Origin of the sequence: Vallitalea okinawensis, from assembly GCF_002964605.1 — a bacterium.
In the GTDB taxonomy this organism is placed as follows: domain Bacteria; phylum Bacillota; class Clostridia; order Lachnospirales; family PQDH01; genus Vallitalea_A; species Vallitalea_A okinawensis.
Map to the genome: position 1 here is coordinate 291,419 of NZ_PQDH01000002.1, position 19,992 is coordinate 311,410.

General features: G+C 32.7%; 18 protein-coding genes and 1 other annotated feature. Of the genes, 4 read left to right on the plus strand and 14 right to left on the minus strand.

The window, feature by feature from the left end:
* The first annotated feature begins 339 nt into the window (after positions 1-339).
* Positions 340-825, plus strand: coding sequence for a DUF4362 domain-containing protein (locus C1Y58_RS06500; RefSeq protein WP_157949987.1), 486 nt, complete (start codon positions 340-342; stop codon positions 823-825).
* A 42-nt stretch (positions 826-867) separates the two neighbouring features.
* On the opposite strand, the gene C1Y58_RS06505 is transcribed toward C1Y58_RS06500, so the two are convergent.
* The 4 genes from C1Y58_RS06505 to metG form a co-directional block, all read right to left on the minus strand.
* Positions 868-2,163, minus strand: coding sequence for an MFS transporter (locus tag C1Y58_RS06505; protein ID WP_105615206.1), 1,296 nt, complete (start codon positions 2,161-2,163; stop codon positions 868-870).
* A gap of 290 nt (positions 2,164-2,453) precedes the next feature.
* Positions 2,454-3,833, minus strand: a complete 1,380-nt coding sequence (locus C1Y58_RS06510; protein WP_105615207.1) for a hypothetical protein — start codon at positions 3,831-3,833, stop codon at positions 2,454-2,456.
* 149 nt (positions 3,834-3,982) lie between these two features.
* Positions 3,983-4,942: a hypothetical protein gene (locus C1Y58_RS06515; protein WP_105615208.1), complete on the minus strand. Its 960-nt coding sequence runs from the start codon at positions 4,940-4,942 to the stop codon at positions 3,983-3,985.
* A gap of 46 nt (positions 4,943-4,988) precedes the next feature.
* A complete protein-coding gene (metG, locus tag C1Y58_RS06520; RefSeq protein WP_105615209.1) occupies positions 4,989-6,623 on the minus strand; it encodes a methionine--tRNA ligase in 1,635 nt (544 codons plus the stop codon).
* Positions 6,624-6,705: 82 nt separating this feature from the next.
* Positions 6,706-6,966 (minus strand) — a binding site (T-box leader).
* 163 nt (positions 6,967-7,129) lie between these two features.
* Between metG and C1Y58_RS06525 the strand changes: the two genes are divergently transcribed.
* Positions 7,130-7,336 carry a hypothetical protein gene (locus tag C1Y58_RS06525; protein ID WP_105615210.1) on the plus strand — a complete coding sequence of 69 codons (207 nt, stop codon included), beginning with the start codon at positions 7,130-7,132 and terminating at the stop codon, positions 7,334-7,336.
* A gap of 25 nt (positions 7,337-7,361) precedes the next feature.
* Here the strand turns inward: C1Y58_RS06525 and C1Y58_RS06530 are convergent, their stop codons facing one another.
* The 4 genes from C1Y58_RS06530 to C1Y58_RS06545 form a co-directional block, all read right to left on the minus strand.
* Positions 7,362-7,805 (minus strand): NUDIX hydrolase, encoded by a 444-nt coding sequence (locus C1Y58_RS06530; RefSeq protein WP_105615211.1) that lies wholly within the window; start codon positions 7,803-7,805, stop codon positions 7,362-7,364.
* 30 nt (positions 7,806-7,835) lie between these two features.
* Positions 7,836-8,336, minus strand: coding sequence for a GNAT family N-acetyltransferase (locus tag C1Y58_RS06535; RefSeq protein ID WP_105615212.1), 501 nt, complete (start codon positions 8,334-8,336; stop codon positions 7,836-7,838).
* A gap of 222 nt (positions 8,337-8,558) precedes the next feature.
* Positions 8,559-9,338 carry an MBL fold metallo-hydrolase gene (locus tag C1Y58_RS06540; protein WP_105615213.1) on the minus strand — a complete coding sequence of 260 codons (780 nt, stop codon included), beginning with the start codon at positions 9,336-9,338 and terminating at the stop codon, positions 8,559-8,561.
* Between the two features lie 72 nt (positions 9,339-9,410).
* Complete coding sequence (locus tag C1Y58_RS06545; protein WP_207655719.1) at positions 9,411-10,361, minus strand: alpha/beta hydrolase; 951 nt, start codon at positions 10,359-10,361, stop codon at positions 9,411-9,413.
* A 539-nt stretch (positions 10,362-10,900) separates the two neighbouring features.
* Between C1Y58_RS06545 and C1Y58_RS06550 the strand changes: the two genes are divergently transcribed.
* A complete protein-coding gene (locus C1Y58_RS06550; RefSeq protein WP_105615215.1) occupies positions 10,901-12,028 on the plus strand; it encodes a DNA (cytosine-5-)-methyltransferase in 1,128 nt (375 codons plus the stop codon).
* A gap of 90 nt (positions 12,029-12,118) precedes the next feature.
* Here C1Y58_RS06550 and C1Y58_RS06555 read toward each other — a convergent pair whose 3' ends face one another.
* The 5 genes from C1Y58_RS06555 to C1Y58_RS06575 all read right to left on the minus strand — a co-directional run bounded on the left by C1Y58_RS06555 (position 12,119) and on the right by C1Y58_RS06575 (position 16,888).
* On the minus strand, positions 12,119-12,730 hold the full coding sequence (locus C1Y58_RS06555) for a TetR/AcrR family transcriptional regulator (RefSeq protein ID WP_105615216.1): 612 nt from the start codon (positions 12,728-12,730) through the stop codon (positions 12,119-12,121).
* The gene (locus C1Y58_RS06560; protein ID WP_105615217.1) at positions 12,717-13,610 is read right to left on the minus strand and encodes an alpha/beta fold hydrolase; all 894 of its coding nucleotides are present in this window, start codon (positions 13,608-13,610) and stop codon (positions 12,717-12,719) included. The genes C1Y58_RS06555 and C1Y58_RS06560 overlap by 14 nt, the downstream gene beginning before the upstream one ends.
* A 138-nt stretch (positions 13,611-13,748) precedes the next feature.
* On the minus strand, positions 13,749-14,663 hold the full coding sequence (locus C1Y58_RS06565; protein ID WP_105615218.1) for a coiled-coil domain-containing protein: 915 nt from the start codon (positions 14,661-14,663) through the stop codon (positions 13,749-13,751).
* 125 nt (positions 14,664-14,788) lie between these two features.
* Entirely contained in the window at positions 14,789-16,180 is a 1,392-nt protein-coding gene (locus tag C1Y58_RS06570; RefSeq protein ID WP_105615219.1) for a sensor histidine kinase, read from the minus strand.
* A 9-nt stretch (positions 16,181-16,189) separates the two neighbouring features.
* A complete protein-coding gene (locus C1Y58_RS06575) occupies positions 16,190-16,888 on the minus strand; it encodes a response regulator transcription factor (protein ID WP_105615220.1) in 699 nt (232 codons plus the stop codon).
* 165 nt (positions 16,889-17,053) lie between these two features.
* On the opposite strand from C1Y58_RS06575, the gene C1Y58_RS06580 reads away from it, so the two are divergent.
* A complete protein-coding gene (locus C1Y58_RS06580; protein ID WP_105615221.1) occupies positions 17,054-17,575 on the plus strand; it encodes an FMN-binding protein in 522 nt (173 codons plus the stop codon).
* A 59-nt stretch (positions 17,576-17,634) separates the two neighbouring features.
* Here C1Y58_RS06580 and C1Y58_RS06585 read toward each other — a convergent pair whose 3' ends face one another.
* A complete protein-coding gene (locus tag C1Y58_RS06585) occupies positions 17,635-19,788 on the minus strand; it encodes a glycoside hydrolase family 3 C-terminal domain-containing protein (RefSeq protein ID WP_105615222.1) in 2,154 nt (717 codons plus the stop codon).
* Between the last annotated feature and the right edge of the window lie 204 nt (positions 19,789-19,992).

The window sequence follows — 19,992 nt, forward strand, 5'->3', positions numbered from 1 at the left end:
TAATTTACATACAATAAGTCCCTTTCTGTTTTTTCTATATTATAAAAACATCATTCGTTCCTTTAGTTCTTGAAAAATAATTATGTAAACTGTGTGAAAAGTAATCTAATCAATACTAATTACTATATTCAGAAACTTTAATTTAACTCTAAATTCCTCTATTAAAATATAATAATTATAGTACTACTATATTCGATTAATGAATATTTGTCAATAATATATATCTGATCGCAGAATTTTATTCCTTGTTAAATCTCACGTCTTATTCTGATTTTGTTGTAAATAAAGACATGTTTCAACACATATAATAATATGAACCTTATTTATAAGGAGACATCTATGTACCAGTTATTATATGCAATGCTATGTTTACCCATGATTAATCGTAATCCTACAAGAACCCGAAATCGAGTAAAGAACGCTATGGAAGAACTCCAGTCTATCCCCAAGGACTATCCTATAGAGACAGCATTAGCAAATGGAAATGTTGTTATTACCGATCGCGGAGAAGTTCACAATAAGGAAAGATTTGAATCCTTCTTGAGCAATGTTAATAAAGGTAAACCAGATCATATTCAATTTGTGAAGTATACTATTAATGGTATACCACTAATAGGTATACTTGAATATGATGGTATGAAGATTAAATTCACTTATGATACAACACGTTCTAAGAATATTGGGTATGGATCAATAGATACTCACGAAGGTACTGAGATCATATTAGGGACAAAGGAAAGACCATCTGGGCATTTAATTGGTACATACTACTTAATCATGCCTAAAGGTAAACAAATTATCTTTTCATTTAGTTATAGGTTTTAACCCCAATACAAAAGCGAAGCTTACGCTTCGCTTTTGTATTATCTAGTCAGTTTCCATTACTAACTCTTTGTTTTCAAAGAAAAAGTGTACATATAATGGACAAGCTAACAATAGCAATCCTGATAGTAGGAAGACTACCTGCATGCCATTAAAGGCAAAGAAACCCATTGTCAACTGTGTCCCCTCTAGCAAATTTATTATTTTTGAACCCAAGGAAGCACTCAGGAAACTGAATATTCCTCCTAAAGCTGCATTTAATCCTATGTACATGGTACGACCTTCCTTCTTAGCAAACAGGAATTGAATATTAAAGAGAGATATACCGACTCCAGCCCAAGCAAATCCTGCACTTATATGAAGCAAAGGAGTTAGTATAATGTAATTACTTTCTGTTACAAATGCCCACATGAAATGAGTAATAGCAAGAATTAATATCGAAAACTTGGTACTAAGAAACCAAGATTTTTTATCTGCTAATCTTCCCCAATAACTTGAACAAAGAACACGAACCATTGTTGCTACAACAGATAATGCCATCATAAAAGTGTAACTTAACTCTAAAGAAGTTACCATGTATACGGCAACATATGGTCCACCGATTTGTAATCCAATATTCCATATGACATAAAGTATAATTACCTTTCTAAAGCTAACACTTTGTAATGGTATCGTTACTGTATCTTTAACTCTATAATTTCTTTGAATGTTTTTCTCCTTTGGCTCACTTATCTTTGATAACGCAAATACATTAATCATTGCTAGTAACAATAATATGCTACCAATGATAATAAAACCTGCATACTTATTCCCTGCTCTATCCCAATAGTCTAGCACACCACCTAATGAGATAGTTAGTATCGCAGATACAAACAAAGAAATTTTATCTTTCATTGCAGTATATTGTCCTCTGATTTCAATTGGTGTTAGATTAATCATCCAGTTAGCAACTGCAGGCATTAAGAAAGCATTTAATCCGTATGATAAACAATAAATTAAAACAAATAGCTGTAAGGAGTATCCTGTCTTTAACAACAAAATAGGAATAAAATAAATGGTAGCTAACAGTATACGAAATATACTAGCTACACTAATAATTGCTTTCTTTCTACTCGCCATCTTTTCAAAGAAAACAGAAGAAAATATTTGAAAAATTCCTGTTGCTGCTGGTATGACAGCAATAACACCATTGATGTCATCACCACCTCCTAATAAGCTAATGAACCCTGCTAAAAATGCACCAGTAGTTAGTACAAATTGGCTAACTCCTGTAATACCCTCAAGAATGAAGTAATTACGACTCCTTGAGATATCATCAAGTCCCCTCATAATACGAAACACGGTCCCCACCTCGGTTTCTCTTAAAGTAAATATCAATTTATCAATAAGTTATCACACTATAAGTCGGTTTACAACTTGGAATAATGATGAAATAATAAGGCATTTGTAGCAGTAATTCGGGATGTTTAACATAACATATATGTAACTTTATTGGATAGCTTTAAAATGGCTGATTGCACGCAAAATCCATTATATGTAATCTAATATTTTATATCATAAAAAGCCTATTTCTAAAAGATGAAACAAGCTTTTAAATATTCCCTTAATATGAAATACAATTATTTGTATAATTATTTTTCTCTGTAATAACTCATTTGTATCGTAATCATGTTCTTATCTTTATCTAAGTAGATGACTAAGGGTAGTTGATATTCTTTTGGAAGACATTTATCAGGATTTCCAAGATCAAAATAGAGATATTGCTTGCCTTCGATAAATACATGCCGTTGTTTCCATGATATGTTATTGCTTTCTTTGAGATTTTCTAGAGGTATATACAAACCACCTGGTCTTTTTTTATCTTTTTCTACTAGACATCCTTTTTCAATGTGTAGTACATCTATATCCATATACTCATAATTCAGTTCTTGAGGGTCAACTAAGTATATATTAAATAATGCTCCGTCTTTATTGCAATAGTAGTCACCATATCGTTTATATAAACCTATTAACTTATATATTTTGTATTGAATTTTAAATGTCTTTCCATGAAAGGTTCCATAATATAATAGGACACCAATACCAAATAATATCATTATAAATAGTGCTTCATCATTTTTCAAAGTCCAAATCTTATTTCTCACTATCATAAAAGTATCTCGATTAGGTAGCACTTTTGCATGAAAGAAATCTTCTGATAGTATCCCAATTATTAGCGGAAGTGTACATATTAGTCCAACAATTAATCTTTTAAAGATATTAAATGATTGTTCATTATAATTTTTATGATAAATGCCAATTATTTTATAAGTTCCTAAGTAGATGACAGCAAATGTAATCAAATATAAATCTCCAGATAAGATACTTGAGAGAAATCCATATAATAAACCAATAATAACTGCCCACATAAAGCACATTAAATATGCTTTATAGATGCTAGAAGTTTTCTCCTCTAATTGGTTTGTTTCTTTCTTATCATCTACTAAAAACCCTTCCCTTTGTAAAAACTCATTAATCTCATCACAATTCATTTTGTCTTCAATAGTCATAAACAAACGTTCTACATCCATTTGCTGTAAAAAATCTAATTGAATTAATATTTCATAAGGCGAGTATAGCAAATCATTTAAGACTCTATTTTTTTTCTGTCTCAGTAATTTTTTCTTTGTGATGATGCCTATTAAATTCTTATCATTATTGGCATTTAAAACAATGCTTACAACTTCATCCCATCTAACCGTTTTGCTTATATAGCTAAATTTAATTTTAATATAATCACCAGATATCTCTAGATAAGATCTATAAAATCCAAAAGTAATAGCTAGAAGAAGAACAATAATGAGTATACCAACCATCATCATAGTATAATCTTCTGCTATTAACCCCAAATATGATAACGATATAAAAATTAATATGACAAAAAATAGTGCCATCAATCTCTTTTCAGAAACTTTATATTTAAAGGTAATTGGAACTTCATATGGTAATTTTATATCTACATTATCATCCACTTATTGTCACCTCAATAATCGATAATCTAACTCTATCACTTATTGTAACCTAATATACAAATCTTAATATGAGTGCCAGTAAAGCTTTGTTGATAAAAAATCTCCAACCTCATCTAATAAGATGACAGGTTGGAGACTTTTATTAATCGCTATTGGATATCTTTTACTATATGCTCTATTTCATGTTCTAAACTACTTTTTTGTCGTGTTAACTGATTTTTTTCATTCTGAATATTACTCATAATACTTTGAATTTGACCTCTTACATTATATATCTTATTTTTTGCATCATTTATTTTTGATTGAACTGCCCAATCTACAATTAAGCCATCAAAGAAATAATCAGCGAATCCAAGAAAAGAATTAATCTGTAGATCCACGTCTAAATAAGTATCTACATCCTTTAGTTCTCTACTAAATGTTCGCATTTGATTTTGTAATGTATGGATATGATTCTGTGCTGTATGCATCTTGTCTCGTTTTACCATGGTAGCTATGGTTCCACCACCAATCATATCATAAGTCCCCCAGTTAGCAGCAGAACTCAGTGCCTCTTCAGTTAAACCAATAGTAGACATAACTCGATTACCAGCTTGAATGGCTTCATTAAGTTCTTTCAGTTGACTAGTTATAACATTGATTGCATTAGTCATCTTTTCAATAGATTCCCATTGATCTGGCATGTATTGTTCTATATAGGATTTCTTTTTATCCATTAATATAGAATAATTTCTTTTAGATCCTGACACTTCATTGTATTTATTTTTATACACACTTAAACTATTATCAGATGCCTGCAGTTCTGCCACGGCAGAATCGTATTTCAGCTTAGCTTCAAAAGCTTCTTGCTCTTCCTTATTAAGCTTTTCTGCCTTATCATTTAATAGAGTATGGAGAAAATTAGACAAACTCATTTTTTTGAGCTTTTCCACGTCCTCTTCTTCTTTGCGTAGTTGCTCTTCTAACTTATGGCATTTCTTCTTTAATTCTCTCTGTTCATCTTCTATTGATAAAATTACTTTATCGAGTCTTTTTGCTTCAGCAATCTCATCCATTACTTGTTTTAACTCTGCATTTATTTGTTGTAGGGTGCTCTTATTTTCATTCATCTATATCCCCTCGCTTTCTCAACCTATTATAGCATAAATTGGTTGTTTATACCTCCTTTAACTTGTCAATTTCTTCTTGTATTTGCTTTTTATCGATTCGCTCATATAGTACATTGGCTTCCCCTATTTGCTTATCTCCATCTAATTCAATATATTGCCATAGAAAGTCATGATCGACTTTAAGTAAATCTCTTATTTTCTGGCATCCAAAAGGTAGAAATGGATAAAGTAAGTTAGATAGGTTATAGATTATGGTAACTGATGTTTTTATCACTTTTTTGCACTTCTTCGAATCATCTTTCACTGTTACCCAAGGTCGACCTTCATCAAAATATTTGTTAGCTCTCTTTATAAAACCGAAAATACTTTGTATCGCATGTTTCAGCTCACCTTTTTCAATAAGTAATCCTACATGACTATAAAGAGAAGTTAATTCTTCTACAATCACCTTATCAATCTCTGCTTCCGGGACCCTATTATCAAAGTACTTATTAATAAAAGCAATGTTCCTATTAACAAAGTTTCCAAAACCACCTAATAACTCACCATTGTGACTCAGTATAAATTCATTAAAGGTAAAGTTAGCATCTTTCTTCTCTGGTCCATTTGCTATAAGATGATAGCGTAATGTGTCTGGGTCATACCTTTCTAGAAGGTCATTAACCCATAATGCCCAATTCTTACTTGTGGATATTTTTTTACCCTCCAATGTCAAATACTCATTTGATATAATATGGTCAGGCAACTTGTAATCAAAGGAGCCCAACAATAACGCTGGAAAGATAATAGAATGAAAAGGTATATTGTCTTTAGCATGAATGTAGTACGACCGACAGTCAGCATCTTTATGCCAATAGTCTAAATAATCCAGCCCCTTCTCTTCACAACATGCTTGACTCATACTTATATACCCTAACACGTTTTCTATCCAAATATATATTTTCTTGTCTTCATAACCATCAATAGGAACATCTATACCCCAGTCTAAGTCTCTTGTACATGCTCGGTCTTGAAGACCTTCAGCTAAGTATCTCTCTGTAAATTTTACTGCATTTGTTCGCCAACATGCTTCTTTTTCTTTAACCAATTTACTAATTTCATTTTGAAATTTAGATAAGGCAAAGTAGAGATGCTTATTTTTTCTTAGTTTCGTTGGAGTCCCACATAAAGCGCATGTTGTTTGATGCACTTCTTGGATATGAACCAGACGACTACAATCGTCACATTCATCACCTCTGATTTCGCCACCACAATATGGGCATATACCAAGAACGTAGCGATCAGCTAAATAGAGTTGACATTCCGCACAATAATATTGCTCACTCTCTTTTTCATAAATATGTCCATTTTCATATAACTTCGTAAATAGGTCCTGAACAAAATGATGATGCTCTTCATCTGTGGTTTTCCCATAACAATCATAGCTAAAGCCTAATCGTTGAAACGCACTCTCTATTTGCTCATGATAATAATTAACTATATCTAAAGGGTCTTTGTTTTCTTTTCTAGCTTTAAATGTTATTGGTGTCCCGTGGCAATCGCTGCCAGAAACATATAACACGTCATCACCTTTCTGTCGATAATATCTTGCAAGAACATCTCCTGCAATTAAACCTGCTATATGACCAATATGCAATTCTCCATTGACATAAGGCCATGCTCCACCAATTAATATTTTCATTATATACACCTCCGAGAATTATAAATGTTCAACCCATTCCATTTTGGGTAATAAAAAAACTCTCACCTCCAAATCCTAAGATTCAGAGGACGAGAGTTATAATTCCCGTGGTACCACCTCTATTTACTAATACCTCACAGTATTAGTCTTATCAAGTACGGTTTGTGAACAAACTTATACCCTAGTACAGTAACGGGTACAACCGTCGCATTCTACTCATCCATTAGATTTTTGATGCGCTACTCCAAGACCATGTTCGATAGACTATGACCTGTATCATCTCACCAACCGATACTCTCTGTATAGCTTTTATCTATCTACTCTTTCTCTTCACCGTATTTAATATAGTAGTATATGCTTCTTTATAATATTTGTCAAGTTTTTTTCATTATACCAATTAAGATTAATTATAGGTAATATACATGGACTTTTTATGTGACAAACATCTACTGTATAGCATAAGATGTAATGTATTTATAAATATCTAATTTGGAAGGTGGAGGGAAATGCACGACTATTTCGTTGGAAAAAGGTTATTAATCTATACCAATAGTGGTAATGAATATGTTGGAGTTTTAAAACAAGTGGTTTGGACACCACCACATAAGTATCTTCTTGTGGAGCTTGATCAATCCACTGAACCATTTGATGAAGGTGATCCCGTTTATTTAGAAACAAAATCAATAGAATCATTCGCTGTATTCCCGGATTAATTGGACTTCATAATTCTTTCAATTCTTAATTGAAAGAATTATTTTTTATGCTCTTAACTTCTATCACTAATGGTGAGGAATTGTTTTCATCTATATCTTCAAAATTGATCCACTCCGCTCCAAGAGAGTCATCTATCTTTGGACAGTTTTTGATATCTCCTTCAACATACTCAACTCCATAGTATATAGCTATATGATGGATATGAGTATAGTCATCATTACTTTCCCATGGAACTATATAATCTCTCGTGAATAGTTGCTCAATAACTTTAATTCTTATACCCGTCTCCTCCCAAAACTCTCGATGCAAGCAATCTACCATAGTCTCATTCTCTTCAATACTTCCACCAGGTAAATCAAATCTTCCAGAGTATGGTCCTCTACCTTTATGTATCACTAGCATCTTGTTATCCTTTTGGCAAATACCATATACGCCTAAGTGCCGATGCCATTTTTGTTTCATCTGCATGTGGCTCCTCCTATATATTATCATTAAACTCTATTTTGTTAGGATAAAGTTAAATGTATCTTCATCCTCATCTATTAATTTGAATCCGTTTTTCTTTAAGACTTTTCTGGAACCAATATTTGCTTTTAAAACTCTTGTTGCAGTTATTGCTGTACATTTTTCATTACTAAATGCCCATTTAATAAGAGTCTCAACAGCCTCAGACATATACCCTCTTCCCTCATATTTTGGAGTAATTCCATAACCTATCTCTACCTTACCTGTATCATCTATGCCCTTAAATCCCACTAGACCTAATGCTTTATAATCGAATTTATTAATAATTAGCCAATAGGTATACCATTCATGAATGCTCTCATCTATATCCTTCATCTTCTCAACTTTAATTCTTATTGCTTTTCTTTGGGTTTCTGAGATAATTAATTCAGAGATATCTATATGATCTCTGTCTAACTTAAAATCCTTTTCGTAATTAATTAATTCTTCTAAACTTAGAGATTCCAAAGCTAATCGACTACTTTCAATTCTCATGTTATTACCTCCATATAACTCATCATTCTTTATCTATTGATACTAGCTAATATCAAACTAACTTTACCACTTTTTCAATATTAATACTAGACTTATAATTTGAGCTATGTTATCATAATGTATATAGTGTATTTAAGCAAAAACTAGTCACTGAGTAATACAGTAACTAGTTTTTCATATGATATCTATTAATTTAATCTTGTAAAAACGTTCTACTTAAACCTACACTTTTATGATTTGCCCATCATAACCAAATTGGATATGATCATATTCTTTTTCTATTGCTACATAATCGTCATAACCTAATCCATCAGATTCTTCAATATGCGTTAATATGACTTTTTTAGGTTTCAGGTCTTTAATTATTCTAAGTGTATCTCTTTCGAAATTAGTCCATTCCACATTGGTATATTTACTATAACCTTTACCGATTATCAATAGGTCAACCTTATATAGTTCATCCATATAAGGTAAATGCATACCATGACATGGGCAATATAATACTCTTTTATTATTCTCATTGATCAAATAGGCATATGCAAAGTCGTTTAGTAGTTTAATTTTCTTTATGCTAATTGAGTTAATATTAACTTCTCTATCTGAAGAAATAACATTACAAAAATTTATGGAATGGTAAAAATCAAAGATAGAATTTGATTTGTTAATAACAATCTCAATACTCTCCTCCGGCATATGTACATCAATTGGCTTCTTATTTTCTACACCATCCATCAAGGATTCAATAATTCTACATCCCAGTGTATGATCTGGATGCCAATGAGTATAAAAAATATGATCAACCTCTTTTATTTCATGGTCATTCAGCTCTTCATTAATGTCTTCTGGTGTATCAAAAAGGATATTCTCATCATGTAAAAATAAGCTCTGTCCAAGTCGTTTATATGGATACCCCTTCTGCCTTGCTTCATTGCATATGGAGCAATCACAACAAGCTCTTGGAATCCTAATAGCTCCACCACTTCCTAGTATAGTAAATTTCATGCTAACCTCCTCACCTTAGTATTTTATTAAGCTATGCATAAATCCGCCTTAGTCGTGGTAAGGCGGATTTATTTACATGTTAATAAATTTAAAAGCTTCCTCAAGTAAATCATTAAAATTATCAGGATAATCATGGTCTAAATTCTTTATTAATTTGAATTTATTTGGTAACCCTTTATTATTTAGCATATCAATGAACTTCATAGCACCTTCAAGACAGTCTTCATCTTGATCTCCACATATAACATAACTCTTTATACCTTTTATCCTTAGCAGCTCTAAAAGATTTTCCCATTCATCAATTTCCGGTAACCAAGGTCCTACAAAGATTAAACCTTTTACTTGGATTAAATCATTTAAAACAGTATTAAGGGACACTCTCGCTCCAGCAGAGAAACCACCTAAAATAATACTTTCAGAATCAACATTGTATTCTTTTAGTAGCTTATCGTAGTGGTTCTTCAGTTCATCAGCACCTTTTGCTATATCTTCCCAATTATAAGCATCAGAAAACTCTATTTGAGATGATTGAGGTAGAGCTAACATGTTACTATCTTTCAAGCAAGAGCTCCAATTTTTCTCTGTTATGAAAATGTTCTCTTGATTACCATGCAATGCTATGATCAACTGTCTCTTTTGTTCCTGATCCGAATCATTTGTCATGATTACCTTTAAATCGGGCTTAGAATCTTTTAGCGTTTCTAGCTCTCTTGTTTTGCATATGTTTGCTAATTCAATAAATTGGTCTTTTTTATATAATGGTTCAAGGTCATCATCTTCCATTAAATACTCATATGAGTACCAATAGCCTTTATCAACAACTGCTTCTTTCATTATTTCTAATGATAAATCAGTTAACCCTGCTTTGCAGGCTATTGCGTAACGAAAATTAAAAATTTGTGCTTCATTACCTTCTACCTTAGGAGCATTTTCTGTAATATAATTATAAGCTTCTAAGTATTCATCTTTTAAATATATTTGCAAAGTTTCATTGATTAGTTTTGTATATGTCATATCTCTCATAATTTGCCCCTATCTTTATTTTTCTTATTCATTACTTAATTTGGTAAATCGTTATTTAATCATTGTATCATAAACATTGTTAATAATCCATAACTGGTATTCTAATTTCAGTAGTCATTAATAACATCTTCAATAATCTTTATTTTATCATCTTCTGTGTATTTATCATCATCAAAAATAATATCAATCACCGGCTCATATAGACCATAAAACAAATCAAAATCATATTTTTCATAAAGGCTATATTTACCACTATCAATGGTATCATAAAGGTACTCTCTTAATCTAATGACTTCCTCATTTATATTGTTGTTACTCTCAAATGCAGCAACTTCATCTTCAACACTGTTAACAACATAACCACTAATATGTCTTTGCGTTTCGCCATATTTTGTATAGAGTTCAAATGGTTGTTTACCTCAGATCATCTACTCAACTAGTAAGCGAATTTTCTCAAATAAGACGTTATTGTTATTAATTGGTCTATCATATACAATTAAACTATATTAATCACTATTGAGGAATTGGAGGGGAATTAAATGGATAGAATTAAACTTTCAATAGCAAACTTAAGAAAAGAGAAAGGAATAACTCAGACTGAATTAGCTGATTCTCTTGGGGTGTCCTTTCAGTCTATAAGCAAATGGGAGACTGGTATAACCTTGCCCGATATAACACTGTTACCAACTCTTGCAGATTATTTCGAAGTGTCAGTAGATCAAATTCTAGGCTTAAAACCTTTAAATAACAGAGAATATATATTACGAAGAACTGATAGTAAAGAACATTGGGATCATCGATTGGACTATTTAAAAAATTCTAGACCATATATTTGGAACAATGACTATATGGAATTTCTAATTGATAAGGTGTGGCAAATATCCAAACCAATCAACATAGTCGACTTTGGTTGTGGCTATGGGTACTTAGGTTTGTTGTTGTTACCTAAGCTACCGAAAGGCAGTACATATACAGGTGTCGATGTTAGTGATAAGCTTATAGAGGAAGCAAGAACTCTTTTTAAGGATAGCTGCTATAAGACTGAGTTTATTCAGAGTGATTTAAACCTTTTCAAAACCACAGAAAAGTATGATATGGCAATATGTCAATGTAGATTAAGACACTTACCAGATCCAAAAGAAACATTAAAGAATATGGTTGATGCTGTCTTTGCCGGAGGTATGGTTGTTACAATATCTATCAATAGAGAACTTGAAAATGCAGGTCTTTATATAGACGGATTGGATTATAGTTCTTTTGACTATAAAACATCTGCATTAAAAAAGCTATGGAAAACAGAGCTGCATTCAGAAGGTAGAGATTATTCTGTTGGTATGAAAATCCCAATTTATATGCAAGAATTAGGTTTAAAAAACATAGATGTCCGAATGAATGATAAGATTAACTATATTAACCCCGATGAAGATAGCGTTTATTACAGCGAGCAAATCAGTTCACTACTAAAAACAAATAGTTGGGATAAACCTATACCAAATGATGAACAAGAAAGAATTATTGATCTCTTTATGAATAGGGGGTTGACCCGTGCTGAAGCAGAATCGTATGTGAAAACAGAGATGGCAATCAGTAATTATTTACTAGCTAATAAGGAAAACGTATCTATTCTCATGGCACAATGTTTGCTTATAACTTACGGAATAAAATAAATCTATTGACTATCTGCGTAACTGTTAAAGAACTGCTTCTCTTCTATTGAAGCAGTTCTTCATCATCTTCCCTATTCAAAAACTGGTTTCTTATTGAAGAAAAAAATTAATACCATGGATTAAAAATTCATTGAGCTCATTTAATCTTATTCTTAGTTCACTTTCCGATAACTGATCTCTTAAAAATTTTTCGAAGGGATTAATATATAAATCACATAAACTCTTAATTAAATCCTCACTAGGCATCTTTTTAAGGACTTGAGGATGGGTCTTAAACTTCTCCTTAGCTGTAGATACTTCAATATCATAGTATAACTCTTTCAGTTCATTCCTGAAATCTGCATATTGACTTCCTGTTGATTTTATTAATAATAATTTAAGGACCTCTTTATTTTTAGCAACATAACTGATTAGTTGACTGATCGTTTTTTCAAGATCTGATTCGTAATGATCTATTCTTGTATAGTACATACTAATAGCCTCAGTGGTATTGAAATGCAAAATTTCCTGGTATACGTCTTTTACAATTTTTTGAAATAACTCTTCTTTGTTTATAAAATAGTTGTACATATTACTAACAGAGATTTTACTCTTCTTGGCTATATCACGCATAGATGAATTTAGAAAACCTTTTTCCATGAATTCTTCTTTAGCATTCAATAGAATTCTCTTTTTTATTTCATCTTTTTTATATTGAGCCATTATTCTCCTCCATGAACTTAAGCATTTTTCTATTGACCAATTCTGCTTCTCGATCAATCATGGGCATGTGACCACCATGTGTAAATCTTATATACTCTGCACCTTTTATCCCTTCTGCAGGAAGATCACCGTTTGATACAGGTATTTGATTATCCGAAGGACTAAAGAGAATTAATGTAGGTACCTTTACATTGCTAAAGTCAAATTCTTTCATTTCACTGTAATTCTTTATATCATTGAATGAACCAATATTTCTTAATGAAGGTGGTGCGGTCATCTCAAAGAAATTATCTAATAACGCTAATCTTTCATCATTCTCCTTGACATAGTTGTAATCAACTCCAAGTTCTTCAGCACTCTTTTTTCTAAAAGAGCTCTTGAAGACTCTGCTCATATTCCATAACATCCAGATTCCTCTATTCGATAGCATCATTTTCTCAAACTTTGTGATTTTATGTACCCAACGGTGAGATACAGCACAAAATAGTATTAATCCATTCACATATTCAGGATACTTTAATGCAAAAGCAATAGCAGGTGGACCACCAGCAGACCATGCATGAACAAATACTTTTTTAATCTTCAATTTATCTAAAAAATTCTTAAAAAAATCAGCTTGTTCTTCAATACTCTTACCTAACGCTAAATCTGTACCTAAAAAACCCGGTCTAGAGGGTGTTACAACTCTATACCCCTGCTGAGTAAAATCCTTTAAGAATACAGGTCCTATATCAGCTCCAGCTGGAGATCCATGAGAGTGAAGAATCACTGGTCCCTTACCGATATCCGTATAGTGTATAGAACCTCTTTCAGTATGTAGATATTGTGCATCTTTGTATGCTTGTTCTTTCATCATATGAAACCACTTTTCATATCTCATAACTAATCCCCTCCAATAAAGAACAGTGTTCTTTTTTAATTTATACTAAATTAATTTCTTTGTCAAGCATGCAAGATTATTTAACTCTACTCATAAGCAAAAAAAAGCCCCTTTAAGGGCCTTCCTTGATATTACTTTTTAAAGTTCTTCAACGTTTACTTCGACTTCTTTTTGTTCTCTCATGTATTCTCTGTACTCTTTTAATGTCATGCCTAGTTCTTCTGCAGCCTCTGTATCACTTTCTATTTTAGCTTTTAATTCCTCTACTGTAATTCCTTTTTCTGCAGCTAATTCATCTAATTTTGCTTCTCTTTCTGCTTGGCGTTCTGCATCAAGATACTCTTTGTATTCATCCCTAGTCATACCTAATTCTTCAGCTTCAAGTTTATGGGCTTCTATTAGCGCTTCTGCTTCTTCAAATGTAATACCTCTATTGGCTGCAATCTCTTCAATTCTTGCTACCCTTGCTGCTTCTCTTTCAGCTTTCTTGTATTCTCTGTATTCTTCCATCGTCATACCTAACTCTTCAGCTTCTGCTTTCCCCGCTTCAATATGAGCTATTAATTCTTCAACGGTAATTCCTTTTTCTGCTGCTTTTTCTTCTAATTTTGCTTCTCGTTCTGCTTCTAGATATTCTCTGTATTCTTCCAATGTCATGCCTAATTCTTCAGCCGTAAGTTTACGTTCTTCAATAAGTGCTTCAGCTTCTTCAAGTGTAATCCCCCTGTTGGCTGCAATCTCTTCTATTTTTGCTTCTCTAGCAGCTTCTCTATCAGCTTTCTTATATTCTCTGTATTCTTCCATTGTCATGCCTAATTCTTCTGCTTCAGCTTTTGCACTTTCTAATTGCTCAACTAATTCTTCTATAGTAATTTCTTTTTCAGCAGCCTTTTCTTCAAGTCTCGCTTCACGTTCTGCTTTCTTGGCTTCTTTATCTGCTTTTTTTGTCTCAACAGTTGTTGCTTGATCTTGCTCTACCTCGTTAGCAGATACATTCATTGCACTTCCTAAAAGCATCATTGTTACTAAACTTCTTGTGATAAATTTTTTCATAATATTTTCCTCCTAAATGTATGTTTTGTAAGCTGATGTGTCATTCATCACTAACTTACAAACATAGTTTACTGCTCAATTGTGGAATAAAAATATTATAAATGTGGCAATAATGTGGCAAAAAATCATTTTGGTAGTTTAATGAGAAATTCTGCACCGCCAGCCTCAATATTGTGGGCTGTAACCTCTCCTTGATGACCTTGAACAATCTTTTTAACAATGGACATACCTAAACCGCTTCCTTCTTTTTCGCCCTTGTAAAAACGATCAAATAGTTTATTCAGGTCTATGTCACCAAATCCCTTACCATTATCACAAATCCTAATTTCAAAACAATTACTTCTAATTGTAGTTTCTACATCTATTGTGTCCTTTGTGTACTTCAAGCAATTGGATAATAAATTAATAATCACTTGAATCATTTTGTCTTCATCAACAATAAGTCTAATATCTTCCCCTGGTGTGTAATAGATATCAATATCATTAAGAATAGCTATACTCTCTATCTTTTCAATAGCATTAATGATAATTTGATTCACACTACATTCTTTCATATCAAAGAACTCTTCAACTGTATCCAATTTAGATAGAAAAATGATATCATCAACAAACTTTTTGATTCTTTGACTCTCATCGATGATAATATCTAAAGCATGTTCTTTGTCTTCAAACATGTCTTCTTTCAACCCTTCAGCATACCCTTGTATGGACATCAGAGGTGTCTTTAATTCATGAGAAATATTCTGAAAGAATTCTTTTTGATTCGTATCGTATTGCTGAATACTATCTGCCATTGTATTAATGGCTATAGCCAAATCTTCAATCTCATCACCAGTTTTTATATCTGCTTTCTCTTTAAAATCTCGATTGGCAAGCTTCTCAGCAGTACCTTTAAGCTGCTTAATAGGTCTTGTCATTTTTCTTGATATGAGCCAACCGATTATAATGGATATGATTCCAACACTCAACATTGATAATATAAGCATTCCAAAGATATAGCGATTGATATCATTTACTTGAGTTGTTGGCATATAGGTAATAATAATACCATCAAAGGTACTGTCTTTCATATTTACTTCAAGTGCAGGTAATGCCACTGCTAAGCATTCTTGATCATCTAGTGTAATTCTAAAAAGCCGGCCATCTGTTCTAGTACTATTACGAACTTTATCAATTTCTTCATCTGTTAATACTAATTTTCGGTTAGTAGATGATAATTGCTGCCATCCTTTTCTTGGAACTTTAATAAGGATAATATTTTCGCTCTCAAATTCCATTCTTTGAATACCAATTTTTTCCTTATATTCTATTAGACTTTCTCTATCGATCACCCGATTATCTCCATCTACTCCAATGGATGTTAAGAATAGCTTAGATTCTCGCTTAAGATCCCTAGTGATATCTTCTTCTATGTATTTCTTTACAGCAAAACTTGATAAAATCCCCATAAGCAATAAGGCAAATACAACACTAAATACGTTTAATCGTATAATCTTACCGAAAATACTTTTCTTCATCCTTTACACCTACCCACTGATTTTATAGCCATACCCCCAGACAGTTTCAATCTGGCATTGAGCATTAGCTTCCAGCATTTTTTTTCTTAAACGTTTGATTAAGTGATCCACTTGTCTTGTTTCTCCAAAGTAATCATATCCCCAAATACGTTCAATAATAGTATCCCTTGAAAATGCCATGTTTTTATTCTTGATCAATAAAAATAACAAGTCGAACTCTTTAGATGTCACTTTGATTTCTTTATGATCAATTAATACAGTTCTATTCTCCTTTGAAATAATGAGATCTTTACAATGTATTTGATCTACATCCACCTCTTTCGGAGTAGCTTGTTGAGACCTGTTTATTCGTCTAAAAATATTTTTTACTCTTACAATCAGTTCTCTTGGACTAAATGGTTTTGAGATATAATCGTCACTGCCTAATTCTAATCCAAGTATTCTATCAATTTCCTCATCTTTTGCAGAAACAATTATAATAGGGACTTCACTGGTTTTTCTAATTTCTCTACACAAGGTATAGCCATCAACATTAGGCATCATAATATCTATAATCAGCATATCACAGGTTTGCTCACTGAATCTATCCAGAACTTCTTGTCCATCTTCAAATAGTTCAACTTTATATCCTTCTTTTTCTAAGTAAGTCTTGAGTAATTCTCTTATTTGCTTTTCATCATCTACTACGTATAATAATCTCTGTTCCATTTGCTATATCTCCTTTGTATTTATGAAAAACTTATAGTTTGATTATAGCACAATTTTTTATGACGTATAAGTTAATTACTACTTTTGATTTTACTGCATTGAATAAAGTAATAGGTTTTTCCAAATACTTGGTATATACCTAATTATACACAATAGGAGGTCATTATGAAAAAATTAAGTTTTATGTTAGTACTAGTATTAAGTTTAAGTTTAATCGGGTGTACCACTGACAATCTCGATACTAATCCAGATGACAACAATGTTGAATCTCCAGATGGTAATGGAGATGAAATGACAGAAGATACTCCTGATCCAGATGAAGCTCCTGATGCCAATGGAGACACTAACGGCGATATGACTGCAACCTATACGGATGGCAGTTACACAAGTATGGGTGATCCTTGGGATTATGGTTCTGAAGACGCAACAGTGGAAATTAAAGATGGCAAAATGACTAACATTACTTTACGCCGATTTGATTTAGAAGGTAATGAAGTAGATTATGACATGTGGACTGGTGAAGAAAAAGATGGCAAGGTCTATCCTAACTTAAAGCAATATAGAGAAGATTTAGCTAATGAAATGATAGCAAAACAAACCTATGAAGTGGACTCTATTGCTGGTGCAACTGTTTCATCTGAGAACTGGAAACTTGCCGTTAAGCGCGCCCTTGAAGAAGCACAGTAATCATACAAGATAGAAAATAGTCTAGATACGCATTAACGTATATCTAGACTATTTTTATATTATACCAGTTTTATTGTCTGCCTAAGAACCTTCTTACCACTCAGCCTCTCACTGACTCCATCAGGTTGACTACCACCAATAAAGATTGTATATTCACCTGGTACATAAACTTTTTTACCTTCCTCATTGATAAGCATGAATTGTTCAGGCAATAAAGTTATTTGTTTTTCTTTAGAATCATTGGGATTTAAATCAATAACTTCTATATTAGCTAAGGACCAATGTGGTACAGGAATACCAGGGTTATTGGCTTTTATGTATACTTGAATAACTTCACTTCCTTTTATTATGCCATTATTGGTTACGGTGACACTTACATCGAGTTTTTGATTTTCAGATAATGTTTGAGATGATACTTGCATATGTGAATATGAATAATCATTATAACTTAATCCATAACCAAAGGGATATAATGGCTCCTTCTCTATATAGCGATATGTTCGTCCTTTCATATTGTAATCTCTAAAATCAGGTAAATCTTCAGTACTTTTTACAAATGTAACTGGCAGACACCCTGTGAAATCATCTACACCAAACAATAAATCCGCAAGGGCAGCTCCACCTTCAGCTCCTGGGTACCAAGCTTGAATAACTGCAGATGTATTTTGATCAGCCCATTGTAAATCCATAGCACTACCTGCAAGTACAACAACAATAGTTGGAGTCCCCGTTGCAACCACCTTTTCAATCAGTTTATTTTGAAGTCCCGGTAGCTTTAAAGATATCTTATCACCAGCAGCATCTGAGTTAGAAGCATCCCCTGCTTCCCCTTCAATTAGTGGGTTTAGCCCTACACAAATTACTGCCACATCAGCTCGTTCAGCTACAGATACCGCTTCACTAATTTTACTTGTAGAATTACCAAAACCATCAATTTGATCACTTTGAATATCACATCCCTCGGAATAATAGACACGTGTATTTTCATTAACAGCTCTTCGAATTCCCTCCAATGGAGTACATGTTACTGATGGTGTACCATTATAATTTCCTAATAATGCTACCCTATCATCTGCATTAGGTCCAATAATAGCTATTGTGTTTAATTTATCTTTTTTTAATGGAAGAAGATTTTTTTCATTTTTTAGTAGTACCATTCCTCTTCTTGCAATATTTTTAGCCAACTCGTGGTGTGCTTCGCAATCATTCAATTCATAAGGTATAGATGTATAAGGGTTCTGCTCTTCTGGATCGAATTGTCCCAACCTAAAACGTGTTGCGAAAAGTCTTTTTATAGCCCTATCAATCGCATGCTCATTAAGTAACCCTTGCTCTATAGCTGAGAGTAAGAAAGCATACGTATTACCACAATTTAAGTCACTTCCTGCATTAACAGCCAATGCAGCGGATTCTTGGGGTGTTTCAGTTATTTTATGATACATATGAAAGTCACATATAGCCCCACAGTCTGATACAACATGACCATCAAATCCCCAATCATCTCGTAAAATATCGTTGAGTAGAGTTGTTGAGCCACAGCATGGCTCACCATTAGTTCTATTATATGCTCCCATGACCGCTTCTACTTCTCCTTCTTTAACACAGGCTTCAAAGGCTGGTAAATAGGTTTCGTATAAATCCTTCTTGGAAACAATTGCATCAAAAGAATGCCTATGCTTCTCAGGTCCACTATGTACTGCGAAATGTTTTGCGCAGGCTGCAACTTTTAGGTATTTTGGATCACTACCTTGCAATCCTTGTATAAATGCTACACCTAGCTTTCCTGTTAGGAACGGATCTTCACCATAGGTCTCATGGCCACGCCCCCATCTAGGATCTCTAAAAATATTAATATTTGGGGACCAAAAAGTTAATCCCTTATAAATCCCTCTATCTCCCTGCCGTACATACTCATGATGTTTTGCTCGAGCTTCATCAGAAATTACAGTTGCAGCTTCCTTTATTAATCGAGCATCAAAGGATGCAGCCATCCCTATAGCTTGTGGAAAAACTGTTGCAACACCAGCTCTTGCAACACCATGTAGGCACTCATTCCACCAGTTATATGATGGGATTCCTAACCTATTGATTGCAGGTGAATAATGCAACATCTGCGATATTTTTTCCTCTAAAGTTAATCGAGTTACTAAATCATTAACACGTTCTTCTAAAGTTAACTCTGTATCTTGAAAAGAGTAATTATATTTTTCCATAGTGACCTACCTCCATGTCTTTTGAGAACTTCAGTACTATCTTTATTTTATCTATTCCCATAGCTTTGTACAATTCAATATATTCTGTTTTTATTTAGAAATCTTATGGTATAATTTTAGTTAAATAGCTATATAGATAGGATTATTTTGTGATAATATAAAAATATTACTTAGGGGTGGTTAAGATAACTATTAATGAAGATA

Excerpts from the sequence above, each read along its gene's own strand:
- C1Y58_RS06500 (WP_157949987.1), top strand. The coding sequence starts at position 340 with ATGTACCAGTTATTATATGCAATGCTATGTTTACCCATGATTAATCGT.
- C1Y58_RS06515 (WP_105615208.1), bottom strand. The coding sequence starts at position 4,942 with ATGAATGAAAATAAGAGCACCCTACAACAAATAAATGCAGAGTTAAAA.
- metG (WP_105615209.1), bottom strand. The coding sequence starts at position 6,623 with ATGAAAATATTAATTGGTGGAGCATGGCCTTATGTCAATGGAGAATTG.
- C1Y58_RS06525 (WP_105615210.1), top strand. The coding sequence starts at position 7,130 with ATGCACGACTATTTCGTTGGAAAAAGGTTATTAATCTATACCAATAGT.
- C1Y58_RS06530 (WP_105615211.1), bottom strand. The coding sequence starts at position 7,805 with ATGCAGATGAAACAAAAATGGCATCGGCACTTAGGCGTATATGGTATT.
- C1Y58_RS06535 (WP_105615212.1), bottom strand. The coding sequence starts at position 8,336 with ATGAGAATTGAAAGTAGTCGATTAGCTTTGGAATCTCTAAGTTTAGAA.
- C1Y58_RS06540 (WP_105615213.1), bottom strand. The coding sequence starts at position 9,338 with ATGAAATTTACTATACTAGGAAGTGGTGGAGCTATTAGGATTCCAAGA.
- C1Y58_RS06545 (WP_207655719.1), bottom strand. The coding sequence starts at position 10,361 with ATGAGAGATATGACATATACAAAACTAATCAATGAAACTTTGCAAATA.
- C1Y58_RS06550 (WP_105615215.1), top strand. The coding sequence starts at position 10,901 with ATGGATAGAATTAAACTTTCAATAGCAAACTTAAGAAAAGAGAAAGGA.
- C1Y58_RS06555 (WP_105615216.1), bottom strand. The coding sequence starts at position 12,730 with ATGGCTCAATATAAAAAAGATGAAATAAAAAAGAGAATTCTATTGAAT.
- C1Y58_RS06560 (WP_105615217.1), bottom strand. The coding sequence starts at position 13,610 with ATGAGATATGAAAAGTGGTTTCATATGATGAAAGAACAAGCATACAAA.
- C1Y58_RS06565 (WP_105615218.1), bottom strand. The coding sequence starts at position 14,663 with ATGAAAAAATTTATCACAAGAAGTTTAGTAACAATGATGCTTTTAGGA.
- C1Y58_RS06570 (WP_105615219.1), bottom strand. The coding sequence starts at position 16,180 with ATGAAGAAAAGTATTTTCGGTAAGATTATACGATTAAACGTATTTAGT.
- C1Y58_RS06575 (WP_105615220.1), bottom strand. The coding sequence starts at position 16,888 with ATGGAACAGAGATTATTATACGTAGTAGATGATGAAAAGCAAATAAGA.
- C1Y58_RS06580 (WP_105615221.1), top strand. The coding sequence starts at position 17,054 with ATGAAAAAATTAAGTTTTATGTTAGTACTAGTATTAAGTTTAAGTTTA.
- C1Y58_RS06585 (WP_105615222.1), bottom strand. The coding sequence starts at position 19,788 with ATGGAAAAATATAATTACTCTTTTCAAGATACAGAGTTAACTTTAGAA.